The organism is Actinomyces sp. oral taxon 849 str. F0330 (genome assembly GCF_000239715.1).
GTDB lineage: Bacteria > Actinomycetota > Actinomycetes > Actinomycetales > Actinomycetaceae > Actinomyces > Actinomyces johnsonii.
This window is the reverse complement of the sequence record NZ_JH470352.1, coordinates 149,552-167,358: the sequence shown is the minus strand read 5'-3', so window position 1 is coordinate 167,358 and position 17,807 is coordinate 149,552. Positions and strand designations below refer to the sequence as shown.

14 protein-coding genes are annotated in these 17,807 nt (G+C 67.0%); 8 read left to right on the top strand and 6 right to left on the bottom strand.

The window, feature by feature from the left end:
• Positions 1-10: 10 nt before the first annotated feature.
• A complete protein-coding gene (locus HMPREF0975_RS08120) occupies positions 11-583 on the bottom strand; it encodes a TetR/AcrR family transcriptional regulator (protein WP_009233668.1) in 573 nt (190 codons plus the stop codon).
• Between the two features lie 197 nt (positions 584-780).
• On the opposite strand from HMPREF0975_RS08120, the gene HMPREF0975_RS08115 reads away from it, so the two are divergent.
• Positions 781-1,689, top strand: coding sequence for an alpha/beta fold hydrolase (locus tag HMPREF0975_RS08115; RefSeq protein WP_156808229.1), 909 nt, complete (start codon positions 781-783; stop codon positions 1,687-1,689).
• Between the two features lie 93 nt (positions 1,690-1,782).
• Here the strand turns inward: HMPREF0975_RS08115 and HMPREF0975_RS08110 are convergent, their stop codons facing one another.
• The 4 genes from HMPREF0975_RS08110 to HMPREF0975_RS08095 all read right to left on the bottom strand — a co-directional run bounded on the left by HMPREF0975_RS08110 (position 1,783) and on the right by HMPREF0975_RS08095 (position 7,356).
• Entirely contained in the window at positions 1,783-3,177 is a 1,395-nt protein-coding gene (locus HMPREF0975_RS08110) for an ABC transporter substrate-binding protein (protein WP_009233666.1), read from the bottom strand.
• Positions 3,178-3,185: 8 nt separating this feature from the next.
• Positions 3,186-4,139, bottom strand: a complete 954-nt coding sequence (locus HMPREF0975_RS08105; protein ID WP_009233665.1) for a carbohydrate ABC transporter permease — start codon at positions 4,137-4,139, stop codon at positions 3,186-3,188.
• Between the two features lie 13 nt (positions 4,140-4,152).
• Positions 4,153-5,064, bottom strand: coding sequence for a carbohydrate ABC transporter permease (locus HMPREF0975_RS08100; protein WP_009233664.1), 912 nt, complete (start codon positions 5,062-5,064; stop codon positions 4,153-4,155).
• A gap of 111 nt (positions 5,065-5,175) precedes the next feature.
• Positions 5,176-7,356, bottom strand: coding sequence for an alpha-galactosidase (locus HMPREF0975_RS08095; protein WP_009233663.1), 2,181 nt, complete (start codon positions 7,354-7,356; stop codon positions 5,176-5,178).
• Between the two features lie 192 nt (positions 7,357-7,548).
• On the opposite strand from HMPREF0975_RS08095, the gene HMPREF0975_RS08090 reads away from it, so the two are divergent.
• The 4 genes from HMPREF0975_RS08090 to gap all read left to right on the top strand — a co-directional run bounded on the left by HMPREF0975_RS08090 (position 7,549) and on the right by gap (position 12,433).
• Positions 7,549-8,694: an ROK family transcriptional regulator gene (locus HMPREF0975_RS08090; RefSeq protein ID WP_009233662.1), complete on the top strand. Its 1,146-nt coding sequence runs from the start codon at positions 7,549-7,551 to the stop codon at positions 8,692-8,694.
• Positions 8,695-8,945: 251 nt separating this feature from the next.
• On the top strand, positions 8,946-10,607 hold the full coding sequence (gene miaB / locus HMPREF0975_RS08085; RefSeq protein WP_049939631.1) for a tRNA (N6-isopentenyl adenosine(37)-C2)-methylthiotransferase MiaB: 1,662 nt from the start codon (positions 8,946-8,948) through the stop codon (positions 10,605-10,607).
• A 142-nt stretch (positions 10,608-10,749) separates the two neighbouring features.
• Complete coding sequence (locus HMPREF0975_RS08080) at positions 10,750-11,370, top strand: TetR/AcrR family transcriptional regulator (protein ID WP_009233660.1); 621 nt, start codon at positions 10,750-10,752, stop codon at positions 11,368-11,370.
• Between the two features lie 58 nt (positions 11,371-11,428).
• Positions 11,429-12,433, top strand: coding sequence for a type I glyceraldehyde-3-phosphate dehydrogenase (gene gap, locus HMPREF0975_RS08075; RefSeq protein ID WP_009233659.1), 1,005 nt, complete (start codon positions 11,429-11,431; stop codon positions 12,431-12,433).
• Between the two features lie 77 nt (positions 12,434-12,510).
• Here gap and HMPREF0975_RS08070 read toward each other — a convergent pair whose 3' ends face one another.
• Entirely contained in the window at positions 12,511-13,464 is a 954-nt protein-coding gene (locus tag HMPREF0975_RS08070) for an FAD:protein FMN transferase (protein ID WP_009233658.1), read from the bottom strand.
• A gap of 263 nt (positions 13,465-13,727) precedes the next feature.
• Here HMPREF0975_RS08070 and HMPREF0975_RS08065 point away from each other — a divergent pair, with 263 nt between their 5' ends.
• From HMPREF0975_RS08065 to HMPREF0975_RS08055, 3 genes are all read left to right on the top strand, one after another.
• A complete protein-coding gene (locus HMPREF0975_RS08065; RefSeq protein ID WP_009233657.1) occupies positions 13,728-15,560 on the top strand; it encodes an FTR1 family iron permease in 1,833 nt (610 codons plus the stop codon).
• A gap of 160 nt (positions 15,561-15,720) precedes the next feature.
• Positions 15,721-16,329: an iron transporter gene (locus tag HMPREF0975_RS08060; RefSeq protein ID WP_009233656.1), complete on the top strand. Its 609-nt coding sequence runs from the start codon at positions 15,721-15,723 to the stop codon at positions 16,327-16,329.
• 160 nt (positions 16,330-16,489) lie between these two features.
• The gene (locus HMPREF0975_RS08055) at positions 16,490-17,770 is read left to right on the top strand and encodes a DUF2318 domain-containing protein (protein WP_049939657.1); all 1,281 of its coding nucleotides are present in this window, start codon (positions 16,490-16,492) and stop codon (positions 17,768-17,770) included.
• Positions 17,771-17,807: the final 37 nt, after the last annotated feature.

The following is a 17,807-nucleotide window of genomic DNA, read 5'->3' as shown; positions in this document are numbered from 1 at the left end:
TGGGTGGTCGTTATCGTCTCGTCGAGAGGGACTTGAGTGAGTCGACCTCCTGGTGCAGAACACGCACGGCCTCGTCCACAGTCACCGCTCCCACCATGGCGGCCTGGGCCAGGCCATTGCTCAGGGCGATCAGACGCCCCGCCTCCTGCGCCGGCGCCCCGGCCTGTTCGAGCAGATGGGCCGCGTAATCCAGTGTTCCGCGGGATGTTTTGGTGAGGATCTCCCTGATCTGCGGATCCGCAGTGGCCCGGGCCAAGTATGCGTACCAGACCGAGATGCCCAGCCGAAGTGCCTCGGTGCGGGGGAGTGGCTGAATGAGCAGCTCAGTCAGGGCGTCGAGCGGATCCAGTGCCTCGGTGCGCTCGAAGTGGACGGACTCCGCGGTGTCCACGATGGTCTGGCAGCCGGCGCGCACCAGGTCCTGCTTGGAGGCGAAGTAGTGCTGGATCCTTCCGACAGAGATTCCAGCGGCCCGCGCCACCGCCTGGTAGGAGGCCGCATGGATGCCCTGCTCGTAGATGACCTGCCACAGGGCGTAGATGATCTCGGTTCGGCGCTGCTCGTGGTCGACGATCTTGGGCATCTCTTTACGGTACACGCATACCGTATTACCCTTACAATATGAACGTATTGCGAAAAGTAGTCTCCCGAGTCCGGCGCCTGCGTTCCCTCCGGCGGAGCCGTCCTCCGTGTTCCCGCAGGTCTGCAGCCCGGCGTGTGGCGAGGCTGCTTGTCGTCGGGCTCGCGCTGGTCGGTGTGGTGAGTATCGGTAGAACCGTGATGGGGCCCGCTGACGTCGGGCACTTCAGGACGGTTGAAGGACGCGAGGAGTACATCGGCTACTACCAGCGGGCCATGGGGTCCATGCCTGCGCCCAGTTCGGTGCAGGACATTCCCACCGACTTTGGAACCGTGCGGGTCTACATCTGGGATGCCGGCAACGCAGCAGCCGATCGCGACTCCTACCCGATTGTCCTGCTGCCCGGACGCTCATCGGGAGTGCCCATGTGGTCCGCGAACGTCTCCGCCCTGATTCACTCGCGGCAGGTGATCGCCTTCGATGCGCTCGGAGATGCGGGACTGTCCGTCCAGTCCGCTCCGCTGACCTCGATGGGGGATCAGGCCGCCTGGATCGATCAGGTGGTCACTGCCGTCGCGCCCCGGGGAGTCCACCTCGTCGGGCACTCCTTCAGCGGCGCGACCGCCACGGCCTATGCACGGCTCCATCCCCAGCGGGTCAGGTCCCTGACTCTGCTGGAACCGGTCTTCACCTTCGCCTATCCGCCTGTGGCGAAGCTCGGCTGGGTCACGATTGCCGCCTTACCGGGACTTCCCGAGAGCCTGCGGAACAAGGCGCTGGGGCGGATCGGCGGCGAGGACTCCGTCGGATCGGATCCCATGGCCCTCATGATCAAGGCCGGGTCGGAGCACTTCGACGCGAATCTGCCCACCCCCTCACCGCTGACGAAGGAGGAGGCCGAATCCTTGACTATGCCCGTCTACGTCGCGATCGCCGGGAAGGAGTCCTTGGCGGGAGGGAGGGATGCCGCCGAGCGAGCTGAGGAGCTGCTGCCGGGCGCGCGGGTGCAGACCTGGAAGGATGCCACCCACTCTCTGCCGATGCAGGAGGCGGAGCCGCTGGCGCAAGTGCTTGAGCCGTTCTGGCACCAGGTCGAATCGGCGCGATGATTGATCAGGTCAACGGGCTCGCCGGGGTGCGGATGGGCCGATGACCGGAACATGCCGGCCACCGGCCCACGGGAGCTGAGAGCACCCCCGCTGTCAGTCCTTCTCGTGCTTGGAGGTCTCGAACAGGAGATTGACCTGCTCGTTGTACTTCGTCAGTGTTGAGGCGGGTACCCGGTTCGCCCACAGGTCGTCCGTCGCCGGCTTCATGATGGCCGTCACGTCCGCGCCGAAGTAGGTCAGCGGGAAGAAGAACGTGGACCTGTCCTCCAGGTGCTGGGTGAAGGGCTTGGTGGGAAGCCCCATCTGCTCGAAGACTTGCACGGCCCTCTCGGTGGAGGAGGAGATGGCTGGGAAGACGATCCCGTAGGAGGCCACGATGTCCTGAGCCTCGGCGGTTCCCAGAAAGGCCACCCACTTGGAGGCGTTGTCGATATTGGCCGACTGCTTGGAGATTGAGTCGCTCAGCCCGTTGTACAGGGAGACGGACTTGCCGTTGGGGCCCACCGGATTGGCCGCGATCCCGACCTTGACGTCAAGCTTGGCGTAGGTGCTGAACATCCACGAGCCATTGAGGCACATGGCGATCTTGCCGCTGCCGAGCTGGACGTCGGTGCCGGTTGTGGAGGAGAAGGCTCCACGAGGAGGCATGTAGCCCTTGTCCACCAGGCCGAAATACCAGTCCATGGCGTCCTGGAAGACCTTCTCGTCGTAGCGGTAGTGATTCCCCCACGTCTCCTTGTTCGTGTAGAACCAGTCGCCGGCCGAGCCGGTGAAGGGGCTCCACTGGGTCTGGCCGTCCCCCGAGCCGCCGTCCTGGATACCCAGGCCGTAGACGGCCACCCGGTTCTTGTCGAAGCCGGGCTCGTCACCGCGCACGCCGTTCTTGTCCACGGTGAGGCGGGCGAGGATCTTCTCAAAGGTTCCGCCGTCGGTGGGGTTCCAGGACCACTCGGCCAGATCGGCCTCGGTCAGGCCCGCCTGGGTGAGCATGTCCCGGTTGTAGAAGACCGCCACGGTGTCCCAGTCCTTGGGGCAGCCGTACTGGTGGCCGTCCTCCCCCTTCCACAGGTCGATGAGCCCCTCCTGGAAGGCCGACTCGTCGACGCCCGCCCAGGCGGTCTGCTTCTCCAGCGGGACCAGGACTTCTAGATCCACGAACTGGGCGAACTTGGAGATGTGGTCGGTGAAGGCATCCGGCCCGGTCCCGGCGATGAAACCGGCCGTCAGCTTGGTCCAGTAGTCGCCCCAGGCGATCTGGGTGATATTGACCTTGATACCGGTCTTGGTCTCGAAGGCCTTGGCGCAGGCTTCATAGGCGGGCAGCTGGCTGGCGTCCCACATCCAGTACTCCACGGCGCCGGATCCCGACTTCCTGGAGCCCGAGGAGCAGGCCGCCAGGGTCAGGGCGGCCGCCCCGGAGACGAGACCGCACAGGAGGCCGCGGCGCGACAGCGACAAGTGAACAGGGCTGATCGGTTGAGTCGTCATCTGGTGCCTCACTTGATTCCGGTAAAGCCGATGGAGTTGACGATGCGCCGGGCGAAGGCCATGAACAGCAGGAGCATCGGGAGTGCGGCCACCAGGGTGGCGGCCATGAGCCCGGCCCAGTCGGGGCCGGTTTGAGGCGCCTGGGAGCGGAAGACCGCCAGGGCCACCGTGAGTACCCGCGAGGAGTCCGTGTAGGACACCAGCAGGGGCCAGAAGTAGTCATTCCAAGCCGTGATGTAGGTCAGGATCGCCAGCGTTGAGATCGGGGCCTTGGCCATGGGCAGGATGAGGGTGAAGAACACCCGCACCTTCGAGGCGCCGTCGAGCAGGGCGGCCTCCTCCAGCTCACGCGGGATATTCATGAAGAACTGTTTGAGGAAGAACACCGCGAAGGGCGTCATGAACATGGTCGGCAGCGCCACCCCCAGGAAGGTGTCGATGAGGTGGAGTTGCTTGACCAGCACGAAGTTGGGCAGGAGCGTGAAGATCGAGGGGACCATGAGGGCGCCCAGGAACACGGCGAAGACCGTGTCGCGTCCCTTCCAACGCAGGCGGGAGAAGGAGTAGGCGGCCATCGCCGAGAAGAAGACCTGTCCAACGGTGACCAGCGTGGAGATGATGACCGAGTTGCGCAGGTAGAGCCAGAAGTTGATGGCTGCGCCGCTGCCGCCGTCGGCCAGCGCCTCCTCGGTGGACTGCATGCCGAAGACGCGGGCGAAGCCGCGCAGGTTGATGTCCACCGGCAGCAGGCTGGTGGGGTGGGCCGTGATGCCCGCGTTGGAGGACAGCGCCGTACGCAGCACCCAGTAGAAGGGCAGGAGCGTGAACAGCATGATGAGGATCATCGCCGCCCAGGCCAGGGCCTTGCCAACGGTGAACCGGCGGCCGGGGGCCTCGGAAGATGCCGCAGCGGCTGCCTTGGGGGACTTTGCGGAGGACACGGATGCGGTTGTTGTTGTCATGGGTGGTCCTCCTTCAGTCCAGGTCCGTCTCGCCCGCACGGGTCATGCGGTACTGCAGGATCGTGATCGCCGCCAGGACGAGCAGCAGCCCCACCGCCATGGCAGAGGCGTATCCGAACTGGAAGCGCCCGAAGGCCATGTCGTAGATGTAGTACTGCAGCACGCGGGTGGCGTTGACGGGGCCGCCCTGGGTGGCCACCGAGACGGTGTCGAAGACCTGGAAGGAGCCGATCATCGTCATGATGAGCACAAGCGCCAGGATCGGGCGCAGCAGGGGGACCGTGATCCGCCAGAACATCCGCCACTCGCTGGCGCCGTCCATCTTGCCCGCCTCGTAGACCGTGTTCGGGATCGACTGCAGGCCCGCGAAGATGAGCAGGGCCGTGTAGCCCACGTGCCGCCACACGTTGATGATGGCGATGGTGGGGATGGCCATCGACGAGGAGAAGAAGTCCACGGCGGAGCCCGTCAGGGGCTCCAGGAGCTGGTTGGTGATGCCCAGCGTGTTGTCCAGGATCCACAGCCACAGCATGGCGGCGACCACGTTGGAGACCAGGTAGGGCGTCAGCACGATGGATCGTACGAAGGTGGACTGGGTCAGGCGTTGCATGAGGACGGCGATGAGGAGCGCCAGGATCGTCTGCAGACCGATGTTGATGATCACGTACTCCACGGTGACGACGACGGCGTTCCAGAAGGTGTCGTCCTGGACCATGCGCTTGTAGTTGTCCAGGCCCGTGAACTCCTCGGGGGTGAGGAGGTTGTACTCGGTGAAGGACAGCCAGATGCCCCGGATGAGGGGCCAGATGTAGAAGGCGACGAGGCCGATCGTCGCCGGGAGGATGAAGGCGAGGCCGAGCTTGAGGTCGGAGCGTGGCTTGCGCTGCCGACGCGATTGTCGCGCGAGCAGGGTCGAAGTTGACATCGGGTCTCCAAATCGACGGTGATGTGGGAAACGGGTCGAAGGCGGATGGGCGGGGTAGGAACGGGTGGAAGAAGGGTGAACGGATCAGCGACTCAGAGGATCACCGAGCCGTCAGTTGACGGTGCTCACGCGCAGCAGGACGAGGTGGTCGGGGTGCAGCACCGGAAGTGCCAGGCCCGTGGTGGTCAGGTAGGAACCGGGCAGGGTGACGCCCTCGGCCATCCAGCCCGCCGCGAGGCTCAGCTCGGTGTAGGTCGGCGCCGCCAGGCGCACGTGGTAGCGGCGCGAGGGGTCCAATCCGGGCAACGGTCGCGGCGCCGTGGGCCAGACCAGGAGCTGACCCAGCGAGGCGATCTCGAACAGGGCGTCGGAGCTGTCAGGGGCGACGACGCCCTCGATGCGCAGCATGTCGTCATCGGGCAGGTCGGCGTGAACCGTCACGCCCGAGTGCAGCAGGCCGCGCAGATCCTTGTGCAGCGCGATGATGGAGGCCAAGCGCTCGCGGGTTGGCTCATCGGCCTCGGTGAGATCCCACTCCACGCCCATGTGGCCCCATAGGGCGGTCCCGGCCCGGAAGTCGAGGTCGAGGTCGCGCAGGGTGGTGTGGGCCCGCCCGGAGCCGACGTGGGTGCCCACCAGCTCCGGGGGAAGCAGCAGCGTGGTGCCGCGCTGGATGTTCTGGCGGTCGTGGGCGTCGATGCAGTCCGATGCCCACACCCGCTGGGCGCGCTCCATGATCCCCAGGTCGATGCGGCCGCCGCCGCCGGCGCAGGACTCGATCTCCAGGGAAGGGAAGCGCTCGTGGAGCGCGTCCAGGAGCCGGTAGACGGCCAGGGTCTGGTCGTGGACGGCGGCTGCCCCCTGACGTCCCGCGGTGGGGTCGGCGACCTCATGACCCGCGGCCAGCAGGGGGGAGTTGTGGTCCCACTTGAGGTAGGCGATGTCCAGGCGCTCCACGAGGGCGGAAATGGCGTCGAACAGGTAGTCCCAGGCGCCTGGGGCAGTCAGGTCCAGGACCCGCTGATGGCGGTGCTCGGGCGCTCCGCCTGCGCCGTCGGAGAGGATCCACTCCGGGTGGGCGCGGGCCAGCTCGGAGTCGACGTTGATCATCTCCGGCTCGAACCACAGACCGAACTCCATTCCCAGGGAGTGGACGTGCTCCACGAGCGGCTCCAGACCGTCCGGCCAGGCCTCGGGGGAGACCTGCCAGTCGCCCAGTCCCGAGGTGTCGTCGCGGCGGGAGCCGAACCAGCCGTCGTCCAGGACGTAGCGCTCGATACCAACCTGGGCCGCGGCGTCGGCCAGGGCCTTGAGCTTGTCCAGGTCGTGGTCGAAGTAGACGGCCTCCCAGGTGTTGAGCAACACCGGGCGGGGGCGGCTGGGGTGGGCGGGGCGCGAGCGCAGCCAGGCGTGGCTGCGGTGGGCCAGGGTGTCCAAGCCCTCGCCCCAGGAGAAGACCGTCCACGGAGAGGTGTAGGTCTGACCGGGGGCCAGAGAGACCTCGCCCGGCAGGAGCAGCTCTCCGGCTCCCAGGAGCTTGCGCCCCGAGGCCGGGTTCATCGCCAGGTGACGGACGTTGCCGGACCAGGCCACGTGAACGCCGTGGACGCGCCCACTGCGCCATCCGAAGCCGGTGGGGCCGGCGGCCAGCCAAGTGACGGCGTCGTGCCCGGGGCGCCCCTCCCAGGACTCGCGCAGGCGGGTGCCCGGGGTGAAGGGGGTGCGCACGAGCCTGCGCTCCTGGACGTGGTGCCCGGTGGTGTCGAGCAGCTCGTCGGCGCTGTCGGGCAGCGGTAGCACCGGGGTGAGCTCGCCGACAACGAGGTCGGCTCCCCGCTCGCCATCGGACTCGGGGCGGTCGTCGCGGACCCAGGCGCGCAGGCGTACCAGGCCACAGGGCTCCAGACGCAGCTCCGTTCCCAGGCTGAGCCGATGGACCGGGTCGGTACCGGCGGAGCGGACTACGTGGGCGGTGCCGGCGGGGGTGTCCTCGGAACTCTCCTCGTGGCTGAAGGCGGTGGGGTGGGGGGAGAAGGCCGTGCCGTCGGTGCGCGAGAGCGCCACGGCGGGACGCGCGCTCCAACCCAGGTGGGCCAGGGGCAGGATCGGCAGGTCATTGGTGATCCAGGCGGTGTTGGTGCCCAGGGAGGTGGCCTGGGCGGGGGTCGCGTCGGCCAGGTCCTCGCCGCTGACGTCGCCGAGGTCGGGGCCCCAGTGGCGCACCACCGGGAAACGGTCGTCGGGCAGGTCGAGGACCACGGAGGTGTCGGCGCGGCGCAGATGGAGGGTCATCATCGTCCTTCCGGGGGAGGGGGCGGGAACCAGGAATGATTCCTTGTAAGATGAAAATAATTGATGGCGCCAGTTTCCGCAAGGGATTTGACCTACAGTGTCGGTACGAATCGGGCGGCGGTGGGCGTCGTCCCAGGTCATGGGCCCAATGGTCCATCTAGCAGTCGGCGACGGCGGGAGCGGGAACAGGACATGGACGGTGGAGGACGCAGCCTCGGCGCTCAGACACTGCTCTCCCTGATCTCAGTGGGTCCCATGAGCCGCGGCGAGCTCGGCGGGCGCTTGGGACTGTCTCCGGCCACGACGACGCGCACGGTGCGTCCGCTCATCGAGGCCGGCCTCATCGAGGAGCGGCCCCCGGTGGAGGCCAGTGGGCCGGGGCGGCCCACCCGCCTCCTGGCCGTCGTTGCGGGCTCCGCCACCGTCGCGGGCGTCAAGCTCACCGCCGACCGCCTCTACGCCGTCCTGACCGATCCACTGGGCGAGGTCCTGGTCGGGGAATCCCTGCCGTTGACCGAGACCGACCCCGACTCCGTGACCGCCCTGATCGCCTCCGTCGTGGCCGGCCTGGCCGAGCGCAGCGGTCGCCGGCCGGACGCGATCGGGATTTCCCTGGGGGCGGCCGTCGTCGGGAGGCGGACCGTGGTCGTGGCCAGCTTCCTGGGCTGGCGCGATGTCCCCCTGGCCGCCAGGGTCGCCGAGGCCACCGGGTTGCCCTGCGCTGTGGCCAACGACGTGCGCGCCTTCGCCTACGCCGAGGCCTGGTTCGGGGCGGGGCGCGGCAAGGATCCCTTCGCCCTGGTCACCCTCGGCGCCGGGATCGGGTGCGGCATCGTGATGGGCGGCCAGGCCATCTCTGGGGCAAGGGGGGCGGCCGGCAGCGTCGGGCACCTTCCGGTGGATCCGTCCGGACCGAGCTGCGAGATCGGGCACCCCGGGTGCGCCCGCGCCCTGGCTTCGACCGCCGGGATCGTGCGGGCGGCCGCCGAGCACCTGGGGTGTGAGGAGAAGGGGCTGGACCTCGAGCGGCTTCTGGATCCGGAGCTTCGTCGACAGGCGGGCGTCGACGGCGTCCTGCGCCGTGCTGCGCTGGCGGCCGGGAGGGTCGTGGGGACTCTCATCGCCTACGTCGATCCCGAGCTCGTCGTCGTCTCCGGCGAGGGGATCGCCGTGGTGGAGGCCTACCGCGAGACCTTCGAGAAGGAGGTGGACGCCCTGCGGCACTGGGCGGCCGCCCCGGTGCCGGTCCTGCTGCGCCCCTTCGAGTTCGACGAGTGGGCGCGCGGCGCCGCGGCCCTGGCGCTGGAGCAGTGGACGGTGGTGGCGGGCGACCGGTAGGCGATCCCCGTGACCCACAACAGCCGCCGTCATCTTCCGCCGCGACCTGGCCTCCTTCGGCTCGGTGGCGGCTCCGGGCGCCGCCTTCGCCCAGGCCTCCCGCAACGACGCCAGAATCGCCTCGCGCAAGAAGCCCTGAGGCGGGTCCTCTCCGTATGCCTCTCCGCTGCGAGCCCCGTCAGGCGTGCGTCTGGTCACGACGGTCCGTCAGGACTGGGGTGGGGCCCTGCCGCGCCCTACACTGCTCGGCGATGACCACGCTCGCCACCACCGCCCCCGCTCTCGACGCCCGCGGCGCCCTGCCGCGTACCTACCACGTGCGCACCCTCGGCTGCCAGATGAACGTCCACGACTCCGAGCACATGGCGGGACTGCTGGAGGGGGCCGGCTACCTGCGCGTTGAGGACGTGCCCGAAGCCGCCGCCCGCGCCACCGATGCCGGTGACGGCGGCGCCGACGTCGTCATCATCAACACCTGCTCCGTGCGCGAGAACGCCGCCACCCGGCTCTTCGGCAACCTGGGCCAGCTCGCCGCGGTCAAGCGCGAGCGCCCCGGCATGCAGATCGCCGTGGCCGGTTGCCTGGCCCAGCAGATGGGGGAGGGGATCGTGGAGCGTGCCCCCTGGGTCGACGTCGTCTTCGGCACCCACAACCTCGACGTCCTGCCCGCCCTGCTCGAGAGGGCCCGTCACAACTCGGCGGCCGCCGTCGAGCTCGAGGAATCCCTCAAGGTCTTCCCCTCCACCCTGCCCACGCGCCGGGAGTCGGCTTACGCCGCCTGGGTCTCCATCGCGGTGGGCTGCAACAACACCTGCACCTTCTGCATCGTGCCCTCCCTGCGCGGCAAGCAGCGCGACCGCCGCCCCGGCGAGGTCCTGGCGGAGGTCGAGGCCGTCGCCGCCCAGGGCGCCATCGAGGTGACCCTTCTGGGGCAGAACGTCAACTCCTACGGCGTGGGCTTCGGCGATCGCGGCGCCTTCGCCAAACTGCTGCGAGCGGCCGGCTCGGTCGAGGGCATCGAGCGCGTGCGCTTCACCAGCCCCCACCCCGCCGCCTTCACTGACGACGTCATCGAGGCCATGGCGGCCACCGAGGCCGTCATGCCCAGCCTCCACATGCCCCTGCAATCGGGATCCGACCGGGTGCTACGCGCCATGCGTCGCTCCTACCGCACCAAGCGCTTCCTGGGCATCCTGGACAAGGTCCGCGACGTCATGCCCGAGGCCGCCATCACCACCGACATCATCGTCGGCTTCCCCGGCGAAACCGAGGAGGATTTCCAGGCCACGCTCGACGTCGTCGAGCGGGCCCGCTTCGCCTCGGCCTACACCTTCGAATACTCCCCGCGCCCCGGCACCCCCGCCGCCGACCGCGACGACCAGGTTCCGCTCGAGGTCGTCAAAGACCGCTACCGGCGGCTCGACGCACTGGTACGCCGCATCGCCCGAGAGGAGAATGAGCACCAGGAGGGGCGAGTCGTCGAGGTGCTCGTCGCCGAGGGCGAGGGGCGCCGCGACTCGGCCACCGCCCGCATCTCCGGGCGCGCCGCCGACAACCGGCTGGTCCATGTGGCCCTGCCCGAGGGACTGGCCGAGGACGACTACACCGCCGGAGCGCCTCGCCCCGGCGACATGGTGAGCGTACGCGTCACCCACGGCGCACCCCACAACCTCATCGCCGACTCCGCCCGCTGCGGGCGAAAGCTGGACCCGGTAGCCGCGGCCGCCAATGAGGCGCTCAAGCCCGGTGACCGCCTCTGGCTCGACGACGGACCCGCCTTGTTCCAGGTGCGGCGCACCCGCGCCGGAGACGCCTGGGAGCGCCGTCGGGTCGAGGCCTGCGCCGCACCCGAGCCCGACACCGCCCCGGTGAGCCTGGGGCTGCCAACCTTGCGCGTGGGCGCGCCGGTCTGACTGAATCCCACGTGAGGCGACCTTCGGGGAAGGAGTGCCCTTGTGTTCTGTACCTAGAGGTATGTACAGTTGTGGCATCAGGTTCAGGAGGGAGTGGAATCGGGTGGCCGCCGTGCCTCCCGGGGATACGTCATGGTGAGGTATGTACAGTTCTGGCGTGGACTCGAGAGAGAAGCTGGTTGAGGCGATGGCTGAGCTGATGTGGGAGCGTGGCTACAGCGCCACGAGCCCGCGAGCGGTTCGCGAGCTCTCCGGCGTCGGTCAGGGGAGCATGTATCACTATTTCCCCACCAAGCGGGATCTCGGGCTGGCGGCCCTGAATCACAACTGCCAGGTCCAGCTGGATTCCTGGAAGGCCGTGCTCAAGGATCTTGAGGATCCGCTCGAGATCCTCAATGCCTACCTCACCCTTCCGCGTGATCCGCTCAAAGGCTGTCGAGTCGGTCGGATGGCCCAGGACAAGGCGGTGGTGGCCGACGACGGTCTCCGTGAGCCGGTCGCCGAGGCCTTCGCTCGGCTTCGCGAGATGCTGGTTGTCGTCATTGGCGCGGCCAGGTCGCAGGGGCGCCTACCGGCAGACCTTGAGCCGGACCATCTGGCTCGCACGATGGTCGCCGTTGTCCAAGGCGGTTACGTCCTGGCCATGGCCGAGCAGGACAGAGCCCCGTATGACGCGGCCTGTCAAGGCGCCCTCGAGCTGCTCCGTGTAGCGGCCGGGGCCGCTGGCGCGGCTCCCGGTGGCAACGGGCCCGCCTCCTCCTGATCCTGACAAGTCGGCGTCGGTGTCCTCTGATGCCACCATTCACCGAAGGAGAAGGATCATGACTATTCGTATCGGTATCAACGGCTTCGGGCGTATCGGACGCACGTACCTGCGTGCCGCGCTGGCCAGCGGGGCGGACGTCGAGGTCGTCGCCGTCAACGACCTGACCGACGCGGGCACGCTGGCCACGCTCTTGGAGTGGGACTCAGTGGCAGGACATCTCGACGGCGTTACCGCCGACGGCAAGGACCTCGAGGTCGCCGGGCGGACAATCAAGGTCTTCTCCGAACCGGCTCCGGCCAAGATCCCCTGGGGCGAGGTCGGGGCCGACGTCGTCATCGAGTCGACCGGGTTCTTCGTCGATCGGAACAAGGCCGCCGAGCACCTCAAGGGCGGCGCCAAGAAGGTTATCGTCTCCGCTCCCGCGAAGGGCGATGTCCCCACCTTCGTTCTGGGCGTGAATGACGACCGGTTGGACGTCTCAGCCGCCGACGTGTTCTCCAACGGGTCGTGCACCACCAACTCCCTGGCACCGCTGGCCAAGGTGCTCAACGACACCTTCGGGATCGAGAGCGGGCTCATGACGACGGTCCACGCCTACACCGGTGACCAACGGCTCCACGATGCGCCCCACAAGGACCTGCGTCGGGCGCGTGCGGCCGCCGCCTCCATCATCCCGACCTCCTCTGGCGCCGCCAAGGCTATCGGTCTGGTCATCCCCGAGCTCGACGGGCGCCTGACCGGTGCGGCCCTGCGAGTGCCGGTTCCGGTCGGCTCGATCACCGACCTCACCGTGGTCACCTCCCGCCCGGCAACGGTCGAGGAAGTCAACGCAGCCTTCCGCGAGGCTGCCAATCATGGACCACTTGCCGGATACCTGCAGTACTCCCAGGCCCCGATCGTCTCCCATGACATTGTCGGAAACCCGCACTCCTCGATCTTCGACGCACCCCTGACCGAGGTGAGTGGCGGCCAGGTCAAGGTCTTCGGCTGGTATGACAACGAGTGGGGCTTCTCCAACCGACTCGTGGAGTTCTCTCAGAAAGTTGGTGAGCGGCTTTAAGAACCTGTCTCTCAGGTCTGACGGTGGTGACGTCTGGCGGCACCACCGTCAGACCTGAGGTCCCTGGGGCCGTCCGCTCATGCCGTGAAGATCTGGCCGGGCAGGTCGCAGAATCCCCGAGATACCGAGGCCCGCCCATGGCTGGAGAGGATGACGCACTCGAAGCGGAAAGCTTGAGCCAACTGCTCCGGATCCGCGCAGAACAGGGCGGTGGCCAAGCCGTCGGCGGCTGCGCAGGACTCGGCCACCACCCAGGTGGCCGTTATGTTCTTGGCGGGTAGCCCGGTGAGCGCATCGAGAATATGGTGCAGACCCGTGCCCCAGGAGCGTCGGTGCGGGCTCGATCCGCATACGGCGCCGCAGGTTACCTCCACGGTCCCGACGACGATGCCCTCCCTGCCCGGCTGCTCCAGTCCCACGCGAACCGGCTTCCGACTGTGGATGAGCAGGTCGCCCGAGCCATCGATGACGAATTCCTCGATGCCGTGGGCCAGGAGGATCTCGCCCATGTCATCGGCCAGGAATCCCTTGCCGACGGCGCCCACATCCAACAGTGCCGGATGCGACATGGTGAGCCGGTCGCCGTCGTGCCTCACGACGTCCGTCCACGTGCCCCGGCCGTGGAACGCACCGATGCGCTCTGCCGCACCGCTCCTGACCGTGAAGCTCAGTTGAGGGTCGTACCCCAGCTCCACCAGGTCGGCCCCGCACAGAGGATCGATGCGTCCGTGCGACGCGGCGTGCAGCCGGTCGTAGAGGTCGAGCATGATGGACGAGCCTGCGGGCAGCTCCACCGTGATCGGACCCTCGCCCAGTGCACCGTCTGCGATACGACGCACCAGGGACGACGGACGGAACCTGGACCATACGGCTTCGAAGGCCTCCGCATACTCGACGACAGCTGCTCCCGTCCTCGGTGGGAGCCGGGACGGGGTGCGAACCGTCCAGATGGTGCCTGTTGCAGGAAAAGAAAAAGACCCGCCATCGAGTGAGGCCAGCGCGGAAGGGGCCATCCAGTGAGATGAGGTCATCGCCTGCTGCTCTCCTTTCCGCAGATCGAGAGGGTCGACCTCGACGTGAACATACTGCGTGTTCCCGTGGCGATGTACGCGAGGATATCGGCGTCTTCCCAGGAAACGAACTGACGTTTTGTCATGAATGCCGTCTGACCTTTGACGATGAAGGTTAGGGAAGCCTAAGCTTCAGTGTGAAGATGTCGATATTCATGAATGTCATCGGCAGATTCGCAAGAAGGCTCGACCGACAGTTCCCAGCTGTGCAAAGGACAACTCATATGCGCCATTCACAGGCAGCGCTCCCGCACCGGCGTGACGGCTCGTTCGCTGCCTGTGCCGCATTCGCGCTGATGGCCATGGCCCTGTTCATCACCCCCCTCCTGTCCTGCCCAGCGCTGCGGGCCGATGCCGCCGAGTCCGCTACCGACTACGACACGTGGACTGCTGCTGCGACCACTGTCGACACCGAGCTTCAGGCAGCCGTCGCCCAGTACAACAACGGAAACACCTCCGGTGCCGCAGCAGGTATACAACGGGCCTACAACACGGCCTACGTGGCCTCCAACCTCTCGCGCGTCACCACCGACCGTATCGGTGTCCAGAGAGCCGCAGACCACAAGACCACGTTCGACACCCTGAGGCAGTCGGCGTACTCCGCGGGCAATGGAGAGGCCCTATCCAGCCAGGCCGCGGCGCTGTCGGCTGACATCGCCGCCGATGCCACGCAGCTTGACGGCATGGCCGATCTTGCTGGCCCCCGCGACTACGCCGCTCAGCAAGCGGCGACCACAGCCACCGAACGTGCCCAACTCGACGCCAAGAAGACCAACGTCAACGAGGGGCGTGGGGAGCGCAGCTGGGCGCAGGTCGCCTCCGAGATGAGCGGCCTCATCGACCAGGCGGTCGAGAAGACGCGGTCCGGCGACGGACAGGGCGGGGCGGAACTGGTAAACAAGGCCTACTACGGCTACTACGAGAAGCTCGGTTTTGAGAAGACCGTCATGGCCGTCATCTCCGGAGACCGCGTCTCCGAGGTCGAGAACCAGTTCAAGGTAGTTCGCAAGGCCATGATCGCGGGGGACTCGAATGCGACGGCTCAGTCCGAGCGTCTCAAGGACATGATCACTCAGGACGCTGGCACGCTCGATGCGAGCGGAGGCAAGGTGAACCCCGTACGGGCCTTCTTCACCGGCTCCTTCGGACAGGCCTTCCTCATCCTGCTTCGTGAGGGGCTCGAGGCGATCCTCGTGGTCGCCGCCGTCATCGCCTACCTCATCAAGGCGGGGCTCAAGGACCGGGTCCGGCTGGTCTACCTGGGTCTGATTCTGGGCCTGGTCGCCTCCGGAATCGTTGCGGTCCTGTTCGCCGTGCTCTACAACTCTGCCTCCTCCCACCAGGAGATCCTCGAGGGCGTCGTGGCGCTCATGGCCATGGTCATGCTCCTGTTCACCTCCAACTGGATGCTCTCGAAATCCTCGGTCAGCTCCTGGAACGCCTACATCAAGAACAAGACGGAGGCCTCCGTGTCCACCGGGGGCGTATGGGCACTGGCCTCCCTGTCTTTCCTGGCGGTCTTCCGGGAAGGCGCCGAGACGGTCATGTTCTACCAGGCCCTGCTCACCATGGATCGCTCCGGCGGAGCTTCCATTTGGCAGGGATTCGCCGCCGGGATGGTTGTCCTCGTGGCCGTTTTCCTGGTCATCCGCTACACCAGCGTCAAGATCCCGCTGCGCCCCTTCTTCGCGATCACCAGCGCGCTCATGGCCATCCTGGTGGTCATCTTCGCCGGCGGTGGCCTCCATGCCCTCATCGAGGGTGACATCGTCTCAGGCACCTACGTGACGGGTTGGCCCACCTACGACTTCCTGGGCATCTACCCCTACCACGAGACTCTCGTGTTCCAGGCCCTGATCGCCATCGTTGTCGTCGTTCTCGGAATCGTCTCCACCATCAAGAGGCGTCAGGCCGAGCGCACGCATCGGGCGAATGACGAGCGCGGTCTGTCGACTCGGCGGTCCGGTGAGGCCGGCCGTTCCTCGAGGGATGCGGCCAAGGAAGCAGAGGAGGCCGAGCAGGCCGAGGAGGTTGCCGACGTTTCCAGTGCCCACTGATACGACCCCTCCGGCTAGCAGTCGAATCCCGCACCCAGACCCACTGATCCGCGGCTGCTGCGACGCCCGTGCTAACAACCCGGGCCGGCGTCACGGCTCACCACCGCACATCACCCAACCACATCGCTGCCAAGCAGCCGCAACACAGCAAAGGAATCCCATGCGTACACTCAAGATCGTCAGCGCCATCGGAGCAATCGTCCTAGCGGGAACCCTGGGGCTGACCGCCTGCTCCTCCGGTGACAAATCCAACGCCTCCAGCTCCGCCTCGGCCGCCGACGACGCCAAGGGCAAGGGCTTCGAGGAATATCCTGTCGGTAGCGACAAGGAGGCCGAGAAGCAGATCAACGTCTCCGTCGTCTACTTCCAGCCTATCGACATGGAGCCCCAGGGGATGGGGCTCAAGGCCGCTGACGCTTCCTTCCACCTGGAGGCCGACGTCACCGGGCTGGAGGGCAACACCCTGGGCTACGGCAAGGGCGATTTCGTCCCGGGACTGACCATTGACTACTCCATCACCAACAAGGACACCGGGCAGGAAGCCACCAGTGGGACCTTTATGCAGATGAACGCCTCCGACGGCCCCCACTACGGCGCCAATATCGCCCTGCCGGACGCTGGCACCTATCAGCTCACGCTGAAGATCCACAGCCCTGCCGAGAACGGTTGGATGCTCCACGTCGATAAGGAGACCGGCGTCGAAGGGCGCTTCTGGACAACCCCCATCGAGCTCAGCTGGGACTGGCAATACACTCCGCACGAGTGGTGACGGCTAAGAACACGCGGGGCCGATGACGTGACCGGCTGTGTTCCTCGGTGCTCGTCTGGAGGATCGGGTGAGGAAGTGAATCCCGACCGCTCCGGCGGGCGCGAGGCGGCCGGCCGTCGTCGGCCTCTGAGCCAACTCAAGGAAGAAGGTGCTCACAGGCATGTTGGAACGGTTTGTATCCGTCGTCGGTGGCATGGCTATGCCTTTCCTGCTCCTGGCCGCGCTGGCAGTGAGCCTGGCCCCTGATATCGTCAACGGGTGGCCCAGGGCCAGCCGCGCCAGATTCGCCGCAACCGTCGTTGGACTGGCCGGTGCGGGTATCTTCGCCGCGCTTCGGGCCACCGCCATTCTCGCGTCTCGCACCGCCGTCAATCTGCCCGCGGCGAGCGCCCTGGTGATCACCGACGTCCTGCTGATCGCGGTGCTGATCATGCTGGTCGCCAGACCCGCCTGGGGTTATACGGGGCGATTCTCGCCGGCCGCCAACGCCGTGGCATGCCTGGTTCTGGCTCTGGCTTTCTTCCGAGCGACCCCGGACGTCATTCTGCAACTGTCGGCCTTCATCGCCCCCGGGGAGGCCACCTTCTCCTCTGAGATGCTCCTGCGCGTGCTCGGCTTCCTGGGAGGATGGTGCGCTGTGGCGGTACTGGCCTTCATCTATGTGCGTGCCTGTAAAGGACTTCCGCGGCGCATCACGAACCTGGCCGTGCTCGGCTTCACCGTCATCATGACCGGAGCCGACGCCCTGACTCTCATGCGCCTGCTGCACGCCGCGCACCGCATCACGCTGTCCCTGGAGGCGTTTCGGCTCGTTGTCTGGGCGAGCAACAACATGCAGACCATGATCCTGTTCCTGGCCGCCGCGGTTTTCCTCATTCCCCTGACAGGCCTATTCGTTACCAGTTTGCGGCGTCTGCCGGAGCAGCCCAACCCGGCCGTACGGCGCTCGCGTCGGGCCGAGCGCCGCCGCAGCCGTCGATGGGTATTGGCCTCCGCGCTTGGCTTCGGTGCTCTGGTCCTGACCCGCACCGTTGCCTTGGCTAAGGTCAATGAGGTTCCTCAGCTTTCCGATCCCGAGCCCTACAACCTCGACCAGGCCGCCGGGCTCGCCCGCGTCTCACTGTCCGGCTTGGCCGACGGGCACCTCCACCGCTACGCCTACGCCGCTTCTGGAGGCATCGAGGTCCGCTTCATCGCGATTCTTAAGAACGGAGGGGCCTACGGGGTCGGGCTAGACGCCTGTGAGAACTGCGGGCCTTCGGGCTACTTCGAGAAGGACGGCAAGGTCATCTGCAAACGCTGCGACGTCGCCATCAACCCCGCCACCATCGGATTCAAGGGAGGATGCAACCCCATTCCGGTGGACTTCGAGGTCGATGGTGGGGACCTAACCATCGCCACCGCTGTGTTGGAGGACTCCGCGAAGGTGTTCAAACGATGAGCCCCCTCAGCCCGCGACCCGTCCGTCTCGCGCTGGG